Raw genomic sequence first — 12,863 nt, 5'->3', positions numbered from 1 at the left:
TCATTATGGCACCTAAGGAGGATTTCAACAGCCCTTCAACTGTAAAGGTTCAGTAAAATAAAGGGCTGCAGAGGTGTTTGGTGTTTATTTAACGATATCTAACCAAACCAAACGGTGGTCGGAAGAGGCGCTGCGCTTATTCATTAGCTGGCTGCCGGGTTCATCATCGACAGGCCAGAACACGCCGGCGTCTTTTACAATTAAGTCGTCAGAAGGAAGTACGTAGTCAACGCGCTTACGCCAGGCGGCGGTATGGTACTGCGAGTTGCCGTTATTGGGAGAGTGCTGCTGTCCGCCCTGACTTTGTGGCTTTACGTCATTAACCCGGGGGTGGTCCAGTAGCTGCTCAATGGCACCGTCGACGCCACCGGAACCGGCTTCAGCGTTCATGTCCCCCAGAATAACAAAGCTTTCATTCTCGCTAAGCCCGCCGCGCACGCCGTTGTCGTCGTAAAGGTAGTTGTCACTGCCAGGCGTGAGGTAGTCGGCAAATAAGCGGATCTCATCGAAGTTACGCATACCATTGCTGTTTTCCGGGCCGTCGAAAGCCGGTGGTACAGGGTGCGCCGCTAACAGATGAATAACCCGGTCGCCCACTTTTACCGGGACATCCCAGTGTGATTTAGAGCTTAACGGGTACTGCGCCATGATTTCATCGGAGTACCATTGCTCGTCAGTCGGCTGTTCCTGTTCATTCATAACGTAAGGAATGTGACGTCCGGGCATGTCTTTCCACAAAAAGTGCTGAAAGGTGCGCGCTTTATCGGTTAACAGCGGGTACTTCGACAGTATGACCATACCGTACTGACCGGGATACCAGCCGAAGCCCCAGGCATCTATGCCGGTGCTTTCCTTTTTACCGTCGCGGTTTAAATCAAAAGGTGAGGGCACGCCGGTGTTTACCGGGGCGGTATAAGCGTAGGGGTACTCAATGGCTTGCTGGCCATTTTGTGAAACCGCTAAATAGTCTTTTTGAAAGACGTTAACGCCAACTTGAGGGTCAAGGTAGTCAAACTCGTTCAGTAGCACAATGTCAGGACGTACGCGCTGAAGAATTTCAGCAATACCCCGTATTTGCTCGTGACCCTGCTGCAGTATTTCCGGTAATGGCGAGCCGTCTAATGTTGGTAGTTCATTTTCACTTAAGTAATTAGACGCATCCATACTGACATTAAAGGTAGCAACCCTTATTGTTTCAGGTTCACTTTTACCGGAGCCTGCTGTGGCGTAAAAAGAGGTAGGAATCATAAAGACAACGAATGTTAAAAATACAAAAAACCGCATAAAGCCCATGGAATAACCGTTAGAGAGCAGCCTAAGACAATTGAAGAGAATAAAGGTTCCCGAATGACTAGGCAAGGGCAAAGATTTTGATTAAAATATGTCACATATCTGACACACAAATGTCTTAGAAGCGTAATGAATTCAGCCGCATCCCATACAGCTCCGACCTCTTGCCGCACTTTTGACTCTTATCAGGTCATGAGCTTTCCGGTAATGAATCAGCTATTGTGCCGCGGCTCGTCATCGAATACTCAGCGAACGACTCATTTCTCTCTCCCGTCTTCGCAAAAAAGTTCCTTCGCTTCTTCTGTTTTTTTTCAAACCTTTCACGAAATTGTCACAAATGAGCTTTACCCTCATTCGTGCTTAAAAACCCAAAACCAAAACCGGGAAGAACAAAACTATGTTTAACTCCACTTTCAAGCGTACAGCTGTTGCAGCTGCTATCGCTTTTGGCCTTAGCGGTGTAGCTGTTGCACAAGATACATCGTCAGTTGTCCGTGGTAACGTTGTTACTGCATCTGGCGACGTTGCGGCAAACGCACGTGTTGAAATTATTCACATTCCAACCGGAACTCGTTCCGTTGCGACAACCAACGAGTCTGGTGCTTTCGCGAACTCAGGTCTGCGAGTCGGTGGTCCTTACCTTATCGTTATTGAAGGTGAAAATGGCCGCAAAGTATACGAAGACGTGTACTTAACGCTGGGCGAATCTTACCGTATTAATGCTGAGCTTGAATCAACCGACATGGAGCGTATTCAAGTTTCTGGCGCGGCGATTTTAGGTGGTGAAAACCGCGGTAGCAGCAGTTTCTTCGGCGAAGATGACATTGCAAATACGCCGACCTTTAACCGTGACTTAAAAGAAGTGGCACGTTTAAACCCTTACGTTAACTTATTATCAGGTAGCGAAGCACCAATGAGTATTGGTGGTTCTAACCCGCGTTTCAACTCTATCTCAATTGATGGTGTTGGTGTAAACGATGACTTTGGTCTGAACGGTAATGGTTACCCAACCCAGCGCTCACCTATTTCAATTGATGCAGTAGAGCAGGTTGCTGTTGATATGGCACCGTTTGACGCTTCTCAGGGCGGCTTCTCTGGTGGCCGTATTAATGCGGTGACTAAATCAGGTTCTAATGAATTTGAAGGCTCGCTTACATACGAGCGCATGAGCGACGCATGGGCAGGTGACCCGGAAAACCCTGAAAGTGGTCAGGAAGTTCCATTGGATTACGAACGTGATACGTACAGTATTGCGGTTGGCGGTCCAATCATTAAAGACAAGCTTTTCTTCTTCGTTAACTACGAAAATGCACAAGAACCGGCACAAATTGAGTACGGTCCTGCAGGCGCTGGCGCACCGAACGACAGCAACGTGACTCAGGAAGAGTACAACCGTGTTCGCGAAATTGCACAAACTCAGTACGGCTTCGATATTGGTAACTGGGACACTGTCCGTGATACCGAAAATGACAACTTGTTGGTTAAGCTGGACTGGAACGTCAACTACGATCACCGTGTTGCGTTAACTTATAACCGCACTGAAGGTAACAACCTGCGCGGCGTTAGCAGTAGCCAGAACTCTTTAAACCTGGACACTAACTGGTATGACTACCAGCAAAACATGGATCTGTTCCGTTTGTCCTGGTTTGCTGACTGGAGTGGTGACCTTTCAAGTGAAATTTATGCCAGCCACAAAGCGGTTGAAGCAATTTCTGGCTTGGTAACCAAAGACTTTGGTGACGTGAGCGTCCGTACTGAAAATGGCACTCTTAACTTTGGTCCTGATTCAAACCGCCACGCTAACCAGTTAGAAAACGATAATTTCAAAATTGGCGCGAAATTCGATTACCTGGTCGGCGACCACGAAATTGAGTTCGGTGGTGAGTATGACAGCGTTGATGTTTACAACGTGTTTGTACGTAACTCTTTAGGTTCCTGGTCTTACGAGTCAATTGATGACTTTGAAGCCGGTACTGCCGATGAGTTCTTCTACGAGAACGCATACACCAACAACGCGACTGACGCAGCCGCTAACTTTGAGTTAGGCATGCTGAACTTGTACGTACAGGACAACTGGTACCTGAACGATACAATGGAATTAGGTCTGGGTGTTCGTTACGAAACTTACATGGTTGATGACAAGCCAACATTAAACGAGAACTTTGTTGACCGTTATGGCTACAGCAACCAGGAAAACTTAGACGGTAAAGGCATTTTCTTACCGCGCGTTGACTTCAAATGGTTCGCTACTGACGACATGGTCGTTCGTGCCGGATTCGGTCGCTTCTCTGGTGGTCGTCCAAATGTTTGGATCTCAAACTCGTTCTCTAACGACGGCTATACTCTGGTACAGTTTGACCGTGACCAGGTATCAGAAGATCAGTATCTGGAAAACCAAAACCCTGCACAAATTCCGCAAGCGGTATTGGACAGCATGGAAGCCGGTGACGGTGACACTAACAGCATCGATCCTAACTACGACATTCCGTCTGACTGGATTGCTCGTGTAGGTGTTGACTACCGTTTCGACATTCCTAGTGTTGGTGATAACTTCCAGGCAACGGCTGAAGTTACTCGTAAGTGGATGACAGACAACAGCCAGTGGATTGATATCTCACGCTGTGTTGCTGATGAAACTGCAGCAGGCATCAACATTTATGAGCCGTGTGACCCAACTGCACCTAGTGGCCATTATGACCTGCAGCTGACTAACGAAGACAAAACCGGTAAAGCATGGTTGTTAACAACTTCATTGTCTAAAGCCTGGGATAGCGGCTTTAACGCATACGCTGCTTACACCTTCCAGGACATCGAAGAAGGTAACCCGGGTACGTCGTCTACTGCGACTTCAAACTACCAGTACAACATTGTTCGTGACCGTAACCAGGCATTGCTTGGTACTGCTGACTATCAGGTTGAGCACAGCCTGAAAATTGCATTAGGTTACAGCACTGAGTTTGTTAGCGGTTACGCGTCTAAGTTTAACTTATTCTTCAACCGTCGCTCGGGTACTGCGTTCAGTTACACCATGGGTATGTATAACGATGGTGACTTCGGTGACCAGCCATACTTCCAGGGTGGTGGCTCTTACCTGCCATACATCCCGACTGGCGCGGATGACCCCGCATTCAGCCCTGAGAGCCCGTTGTCGTACGAAGAAGCCATGGCTTACTTCCGTGACGCTGGTTTAGAGCAGTACGCGGGTGGCTTTGCACCGAAAGGTACAGGTCGTTCACCTTGGGTTACTAACCTGGACTTCCAGTTCCAGCAAGAAGTACCTGGCTTTGCAGAAGACCATAAAGGTATTTTCTACATTACCGTTAATAACCTGTTGAACCTTATCGACAGTTCAAAAGGTGAAGTATTGCGTCAGCAGTACACTAACCAGTCGGTTGTAGACTTTGCCGGTCTTGATGACCAGGGTCGTTACATGTATGCCGAGTCATTCTTTGGTTATAACGACTGGAGTATCTTCGAAGCTGAAGAGTCTACCTGGCGCCTGAAGCTGGGTGTTAAATACACCTTCTAATTTCGCTTTGAGTGAAACAGCTAAAGAATAACGAAAGCCGCACCTTAAGTGCGGCTTTTTTTTGAGCAAAGTTCACAGAGTTGTCACAAATAAGCTATACCCTTATTTGTAGTAAAACCAAAACAAAACCGGGAAGAACAAAACTATGTTTAACACGACTTTTAAGCGCACTGCTGTAGCTGCCGCCATAGCAATGGGGTTAGCAGGTTCAGCCGTGGCGCAGGAAACCTCTTCAAGCTTGCGCGGTGTTGTTACCACTGAGTCAGGGCAGGTGGTTTCAAATGCAACCATCCAGTTACGAGATGAGCGTACTGGCAGTGTCAAAACCTTACGCTCTAACGAGCAGGGGACATTCTCTTCACGTGGTCTGCCGGTTGGTGGTCCTTACACCTTGGTGGTTGAAGGCCCTGAAGGGCGCACCCAGGTTGTCGAAGATGTTTATCTAACTTTAGGCGACTCACAAAATGTGAACGTGATGCTGGAGCGCCAGGCGGACATGGAGCGTTTAAGTGTAACCGGCTCTATGACCAGTAACGCTTTGTATGGCAGTAACAGTCCGGCTGCGAACTTCAATTTAGAAGATTTGGAAAATGCACCGGCTGCAAACCGTGACTTAAAAGATGTGGTGCGCATTGACCCGCGTATTTACATTAACGAAACCAATGCCGGCGACATTCAGTGCGGTGGTGCTAACCCGCGCTTTAACAGCCTGACCGTTGACGGCGTTCGCATGAACGACAACTTTGGCCTTAACAGCAGTGGCTACCCGACAGAACGCATGCCGTTTTCTTACGACTCGATTGAGCAGGTTGCGGTTGAGTTTGCACCATTTGACGTGCAATACGGCGGCTTTACCGCCTGTAACATTAATGCTGTGACCAAAACCGGTGACAACGAAATGTTCGGCGGCGTCTTCTACGACTACACCAACGACTCTTTGCAGGGCGACGAATTAGAAGGCGACACCATTAATATTGGTGACTTTAGCGAGAAACGTTATGGCTTTAATGTTGGTGGTGCCTTCATTGAAGATAAACTGTTCTTCTTTACTTCTTATGAGAAGCTGGAAGGCTCTGACACTTTTGATCGCGGTCCGGAAGGTTCTGGTGCAGCGACCGAAGTTGCCGGTGTGACTCAGGCCGACGTTGAGCGTATTGCCGATATTGCACAGAATATTTATGGCTATAATCCGGGCGGGTTCCCGGCGAGCCTACCGGTGGAAGATGAGAAGTTCCTGGCCAAGTTGGACTGGTACATTAGCGATGCTCACCGTGCGTCATTAACCTACAACTACAACGATGGCTACTCTATTGCAGAGTCAGACGGCGACTCCGACGAGCTGGAGTTCTCTAACCACTTCTACGAGCGTGGCTCTAAGTTCACCTCTTATGTGGGTGAATTATACTCGGACTGGGGTGATAACTTCTCGACTGAAACGCGTGTGGGTTATTCTGAGCTGGATGCCCGTGTAAGTCCTTTGGGTGGTACCGACTTTGGTGAAGTTCAGATTGGTGTTAACGACGCAACTGTGTATTTAGGGGCGGATGACTCTCGTCATGCCAACAAACTGAAATATGACACCACTTTCTTTAAATTGAAAGGCACCTACTTACTGGGTGATCACATTATCTCTGCGGGTATTGAGCGTGAAGAGTACGATGTGTTTAACCTCTTTGTTCAGGAAGCAGAAGGTGAGTACCGTTTCGGTTCTATCGATGACTTTGAAGCCGGCACACCGTACGCGGCTATCTATGAAAGTGCCGCGGGTACCAACAACCCTCAGGACGCTGCTGCTGAATTTGCTTACGCGGTTAACACGGCATACGTTCAGGACGAATATTACTACGCACCAATGGATATTACCTTCACCTACGGTTTGCGTTACGACTGGTATACCAGCGATGACTACCCGGTGAACAACCCGTTAACTCAGGAACTTTATGGGTTCTCTAATCAGCAGAACATGGACGGGCAGGACTTACTGCAACCACGCTTTGGCTTCAACTGGTTTGTTAACCCTGAATTAGAAGTCCGTGGTGGTGTTGGCCTGTATTCCGGTGGTAACCCTAATGTGTGGATCTCTAACAACTACTCGAATAATGGCGTGACTCAGTATGAGGCCTTCCGCGATTTCTCCGGAGAGTCATTATTTGATGTACCGCATACTGGCGACGGCAACCCAATTTTTGACGTTCCTCAGGAAATGTACGACGAAGTGGCTAACGCCAGCGGTCAGGGCCCGATTAACACAATGGACCCTAACTTCGAGCTACCGAAAGAGTGGAAGTACGCATTAGGCGCAACTTACACCCTGCCGGATGACTATATTTTGATGGCGGACTTCTTATACACCGATAAGAAAGATGCGGCGATTATCTATAACCTGGGTCTGGAGACGGTTGATACGGCACCGGACGGGCGTCCAATTTTTGATGAGATGTCCACTGACGGACGTGACCAGGGCGATGACTTTTTGCTGACGAATGTTGATGGTGATTCTGGTTCACAAACCACGGTTTCACTGGCGTTAAGTAAGTCGCATGACTTTGGTCTGGACTGGACCTTTGGTTACGCCTATAACAAGGCGGAAGATGTTAACCCAATGACCAGTTCGGTGTCGTTCTCTAACTACACCAACCTGGCAACGGCTAACGCTCAGAACCCGGGGGTTGCGACTTCGAACTACGAAATTCCGCATCGCTTTACCTTTAAAGCGAACTACACCAAAGAGTTCTTTGATGGCTACAACACTGTGGTGACCTTATTTGGTACGCGCAACAAAGGCCGTCCGTTCTCTTACACAATGAGCGATGGTCCTTTTGGTGAAGTGGCGTATCAGGGCCGTAGCTTGCTGTACGTACCGACAGGCCTGGATGATCCGAACTTTGCAATTGGTACTGACGGTGACGGTAACCCGTTTGAAACCGGAGCATTCTTCGACTTTCTGGAAGAGTCAGGCTTGAGCAAGTACGCAGGTGGTATTGCGCCGCGTAACGAGTTCAACAGCAAATGGTGGACCAAAGTTGATTTGCGCATTGAGCAGGAGCTTCCGGGCTTTATGGACGAGCATAAGGCGTCCGCGTTCTTCGTCATTGAAAACTTAGGTAACATGCTGAACGACGACTGGGGCGTGCTTTACGAAGCGAGCTTCCCACGTGCGGTGACTGTAGCTGACGTTGAAATTAACGATGCGGGTCAGTATCAGTACAACTCGTTCCGGGACATCAGCAATGTTCAGTCTCGCGCCGGTGCACCTTCGCTCTGGTCTGTACGTTTAGGCGTAGAATACAAGTTCTGATTGTTTTACGTCGAATGAATAAACCGTCGCTGGTATTGCCCGCGGCGGTTTATTATTTTAATCTCCCTTTATCAAACACTAATTAGCTGACCCAATGGAACTGAGCTGGACCAGTCTTTTACCTTCCTTGCTGGCAATTGTATTTGCCATTGTTACCCGAAAAGTTCTGCTGGCGCTTATTGGCGGCATTATTCTGGCCAATATTCTGTTGTTCTGGCCGGCTCCCGAAAATATCGCTTATGGAACACTGAACAGCACCTGGGACACCCTTGTTGACCCCAGTAATATGCTGGTGTGGTTTTTTACGCTGGGCATTGGTGCTTTATTTGGGGTGTTGGAAAACGGCGGCACCTTTAAACAGTTTGTCTTAAAGCTAGAGCGTAAACAGTGGATTGAAAGTAAACGCCGGGCCCGCTTAATGACCTGGATTCTGGGCGTTGTGGTATTCATTGAGTCTAACGTGACCATTATGATTTCGGGCACAACCTCACGACCTATTTATGACCGCCTGGGCATAGCGCGTGAAAAACTGGCGTATATTGTGGATTCAACCTGTGCGGCCATTTGTATTCTTATTCCTTTAAATGCCTGGGGGGCGTTTAATTTAACGCTAATTTCGAACCAGGGTGTTGACCAACCGTTATTGGTGTTCATTCAGTCTATAGCCTTTAACTTTTATGCCATTTTTGCGGTATTGCTGGCGTTGTTTGTGGCTTTGTTCGACTGGAATATTGGCCCAATGAAAGCGTTTGAAAAGAATGCGGTGCCTGATCAGGTGTCCCAAAACACCTGGGGCGACGGTCCGGATGAAGAGGCCACCTTTGGTAAAGGCACTGCGGTGGTGATGACCAGTCTGATCTCTTTAGTGGTGATGGTACCTGTCATGCTGCTGATAACCGGAAACGGTGTATTAGTGGACGGTAACGGTACTTTAAGTGTGTTCATTGCTATATATGTGGCATTGGGCCTTGCGGTGGCGGGTACGTTAATGACGCAACCGGTAAGCTTGATAGACGTTGGCCGCTACCTGTTAAAAGGGGCGTGGAATATTCTGCCGTTGGCGGTTATTTTGTGGTTGTCGATTGCGCTGGGTGGTTTAACCCGTGACTTAGGTACCGGCGAGTTTCTGGCCGCTGCATTAGACGGTTCCGTGCAATTATGGATGCTGCTGCCGCTCATTTTTGTCTTGTCCGCTATTACCGGGTTTTCTATTGGCTCCAGCTGGGGCACCTTTGCCATCATGCTGCCACTGGCTATTCCACTGGCAATGACATTGGGTTTACCGGCTGCCCCCTTTATTGCGGCGGCAATTTCCGGCGGAATTTTTGGTGACCATGCATCACCCATTTCAGATACCACCATTATTGCGTCTATGGCGTCGGGGGTTGAGCATATTGATCATGTTCGAACCCAGTTGCCCTATGCGTTGCTGGCCGGGTTAGGCGCAACCGTAGCTTATGCAATAACGGGTATGCTTATTTAGTGCTGAGCTTAGCGGACTTGCGACGGGCGCGGAAAAAGCGTCGTAAAATATCGCCGCATTCTTCTGCCAGTACGCCGCTTTGAACCTCAACTTTGTGGTTCATCGATGCGTGATTAATGACATCAATGGCGGTGCCGGTAGCGCCGGTACGCGGGTCGGTGGCACCAAAGACTAAGCGCTTAACACGGGCATGGGTTATCAGACCGGCACACATGGCGCAGGGCTCTAAAGTGACGTACAGGGTAGAGTTGACCAACCGATAGTTATCGATAGCCTGACCTGCTGCGCGAATAGCCTGAGCCTCGGCATGGGCGGAAGGGTCGGACAAAGAAATTACCTGATTGTAACCTTCGCCAACAATTTCACCATCCATGACCAACACCGCGCCAACGGGCACTTCGTCGGCTTTTTGCGCTTGTTCAGCAAGCTCTAATGCTCGCTGCATGTAGATTTCATCGGTTGTCATGGCGGCGATTTTAGCGCAGGATATTACCCAGTACCAGAACAACAATCCGCACTTATGCAGGAGAGAACAATGAAAAAGCTCGTTATTAGCTTGATGCTGGCCAGCAGCTTTGGTTTTAGCGCACAAGCGGCGGCGCAACAGTCGCCGGTAAAAGTCAGCAGTGATTTAGAAGCTCAAGTTATTGAATGGCGCCGCCATATTCATGCTAACCCTGAACTGAGCAACCGTGAATTCGAAACCGCAAAAATGGTGGCTGAGCATTTACGTTCTCTGGGTATGGAAGTGGAGACCGGTGTTGCGCATACCGGTGTTGTAGGCATGCTTAAAGGTGGTAAACCCGGCCCTACCATTGCGCTGCGTGCCGATATGGATGCACTGCCGGTCACTGAACAAACCGACGTGCCGTTTAAGTCGACGGTAAAGTCTGAGTATCGCGGTAACGAAGTGGGTGTTATGCACGCCTGCGGACACGATACCCACGTAGCTATGTTAATGGGTGCGGCTGAAAAGCTGGCTGAAATGAAAGACGAGTTAGCCGGTAATGTGATGTTTATTTTCCAGCCGGCAGAAGAAGGTGCGCCTGAAGGTGAAGAGGGCGGTGCTGAACTGATGCTGGAAGAAGGTCTGTTTGCGGACAACAAGCCGGAAAAAGTGTTTGGTATTCATGTTTGGGCAGGCTTCCCGACAGGGCATGTGGGTTATCGTAAGGGCCCATTGATGGCTTCTTCTGACCAGTTTGAAATTAAAGTAAAAGGTAAGCAGACACATGGTTCAACCCCCTGGGGCGGTGTGGATCCTATTGTGACGTCTGCGCAAATTATTAATAACGCACAAACTATTATTAGTCGTCAGACCAATATTACTAAGGCACCTGCGGTATTGTCCTTTGGTATTGTTGAAGGTGGTGTGCGTAACAACATCATTCCCGATGAAGTCACCTTAATTGGTACTATCCGCAACTTTGACATGGATATTCGTTCGGATATTCACGATAAGCTGAAGCTTACTGCAGAAAAAACCGCAGAAGCGAATGGTGCTGAAGCCCATGTGCACGTTGACCTGGGTTACCCGGTAACCAGCAACGACGCAGACTTAGTTGAGCAGATGCTGCCAGTGACTAAAGCGGTTGCCGGTGCCGATAAAGTGCAGGAAGTGCCGTTAGTAACCGGCGCGGAAGACTTCTCTTATTACGCACTGGAAGTACCGGGCATGTTTGTATTCTTAGGTGTTACGCCTCCGGAGCGTGATATGGCCAACGAGCCCAGTAACCATTCGCCGCACTTCTATGCCGACGAAGACGCGCTGAAAACCGGTACTGAGCTTTATGTGAATTGGGCGCTGGAATCACTCTAATATGCCGAAGTCTGCAGTATCGCTGTTCGCTTTTTTACTGCTTGCCGTTAGCTTAATAACGGCCTGCAGTCCTCAAACCCGCCCCGATGCCATGGCCGTTGTTAAGGAACGTCAGGTATTGCGGGTGGGAACCTTAATGAACCCCACCAGTTATTATTTTGATCATGACCGTGAGCAAGGTTTTGAATACGACTTAGCAAAACGCTTTGCTGATCGCTTAGGTGTTGAGCTGGAAATGGTGCCGCGGTTTGATGTGAATGATCTTTTCACTATGCTGCGCCGGGGTGAAATTGATATTGTCGCCGCCGGGATTGACCGCACCTCAACACGGGCGCGTCTGTTTCGTTTTGGCCCTCCGTACGATGTGATTAGCCAGAAAGTGGTGTTCAAGCAGGGCTCGCGGCAGCGTCCACGGGACTTGCAGCAAATTACCGATGGCGAAATTGTGGTGGTGGAAGGCAGCTCTCACCATGAGTTTCTGAAAAGTTTAGGCGACAGCATTCCTACCCTGAACTGGCGCGCCACTCGTGACCATGATGCAGTAGAGTTACTGCAAATGGTGATTAATGAAGAAATTGACTACACCATAACGGACAGTACGGCGCTGGATATTCAACGGCGCTTTCACCCGGATTTAAGCGTGGCCTTTACCGTAAAGCATGATCAGGACATTGCCTGGGCTCTGCCGCAGGGCGACGATGACTCGTTGTTTTCTGCCGTGGTGGAGTATTTTGGTGAAATTCGTGGAAGCGGTCGGCTGGCGCACATTAAAGAGCAGCACTTTGGTCATGTAAAACAATTTAACTATGTGACCACCAGCTTATTTATTGAAGCCGTTGATAAAATATTACCGATTTACCAGGAAACCTTTAAAGAACACTCAGGTTCGCTCGACTGGCGCCTGCTGGCAGCAATTTCTTACCAGGAGTCATTGTGGAACCCGCGTGCCGTATCGCCCACCGGCGTTAGGGGCATGATGATGCTAACCCTGCCTACAGCCAAGGCTATGGGGGTTAAGAGCCGATTGAACGCAGAGCAGAGTATTCGCGGTGGTGCTCGTTATTTGGAGCGCATGCTGAACCGGGTTCCGGCAAGAATTCCTCAACCGGACAGGACATGGTTCGCATTAGCTGCCTATAATATAGGCTTCGGGCATTTAGAAGATGCACGGATAATAACGGAGCGTCAGGGCGGCAATCCGGACCGTTGGGTTGATGTGAAGAAGCGTTTACCCCTGCTTCGGCAAAAACAATTTTACCGTCATACCCGCTATGGCTTTGCGCGCGGAAATGAACCGGTAACTTATGTCGGTAACATTCGTCGTTTTTACGACACACTAAAATATCTTGATGAGCAAGGACGGCTTTAGCCTGATGCCCTGTGATGTAGCCTGATGAGATGGTCCCCTCCCTCCTAAGCGGCATCGCAATGTGCCAATATAGAG

General features: G+C 49.0%; 7 protein-coding genes. 5 read left to right on the top strand and 2 right to left on the bottom strand.

The window, feature by feature from the left end; all coding sequences use genetic code 11:
- Window positions 1-84: 84 nt before the first annotated feature.
- Window positions 85-1,248, bottom strand: coding sequence for an endonuclease/exonuclease/phosphatase family protein (locus BM359_RS12820; protein ID WP_234972506.1), 1,164 nt, complete (start codon window positions 1,246-1,248; stop codon window positions 85-87).
- Between the two features lie 439 nt (window positions 1,249-1,687).
- On the opposite strand from BM359_RS12820, the gene BM359_RS12815 reads away from it, so the two are divergent.
- The 3 genes from BM359_RS12815 to BM359_RS12805 all read left to right on the top strand — a co-directional run bounded on the left by BM359_RS12815 (window position 1,688) and on the right by BM359_RS12805 (window position 9,600).
- A complete protein-coding gene (locus tag BM359_RS12815; protein ID WP_054491257.1) occupies window positions 1,688-4,819 on the top strand; it encodes a TonB-dependent receptor in 3,132 nt (1,043 codons plus the stop codon).
- Window positions 4,820-4,964: 145 nt separating this feature from the next.
- Window positions 4,965-8,117: a TonB-dependent receptor gene (locus BM359_RS12810; RefSeq protein WP_054491256.1), complete on the top strand. Its 3,153-nt coding sequence runs from the start codon at window positions 4,965-4,967 to the stop codon at window positions 8,115-8,117.
- A 94-nt stretch (window positions 8,118-8,211) separates the two neighbouring features.
- A complete protein-coding gene (locus BM359_RS12805; protein WP_054491255.1) occupies window positions 8,212-9,600 on the top strand; it encodes a Na+/H+ antiporter NhaC family protein in 1,389 nt (462 codons plus the stop codon).
- Here the strand turns inward: BM359_RS12805 and tadA are convergent.
- The gene (tadA, locus tag BM359_RS12800) at window positions 9,593-10,066 is read right to left on the bottom strand and encodes a tRNA adenosine(34) deaminase TadA (protein WP_074930894.1); all 474 of its coding nucleotides are present in this window, start codon (window positions 10,064-10,066) and stop codon (window positions 9,593-9,595) included. The genes BM359_RS12805 and tadA overlap by 8 nt on opposite strands.
- Window positions 10,067-10,135: 69 nt before the next feature.
- Here tadA and BM359_RS12795 point away from each other — a divergent pair, with 69 nt between their 5' ends.
- Window positions 10,136-11,419, top strand: coding sequence for an amidohydrolase (locus tag BM359_RS12795; protein ID WP_054491254.1), 1,284 nt, complete (start codon window positions 10,136-10,138; stop codon window positions 11,417-11,419).
- 1 nt (window position 11,420) lies between these two features.
- Window positions 11,421-12,788, top strand: coding sequence for a membrane-bound lytic murein transglycosylase MltF (gene mltF, locus BM359_RS12790; protein ID WP_054491253.1), 1,368 nt, complete (start codon window positions 11,421-11,423; stop codon window positions 12,786-12,788).
- Window positions 12,789-12,863: the final 75 nt, after the last annotated feature.

Origin of the sequence: Idiomarina abyssalis, assembly GCF_900116625.1 — a bacterium.
Lineage (GTDB): Bacteria > Pseudomonadota > Gammaproteobacteria > Enterobacterales > Alteromonadaceae > Idiomarina > Idiomarina abyssalis.
This window is presented reverse-complemented; position numbering and strand designations above follow the sequence as displayed.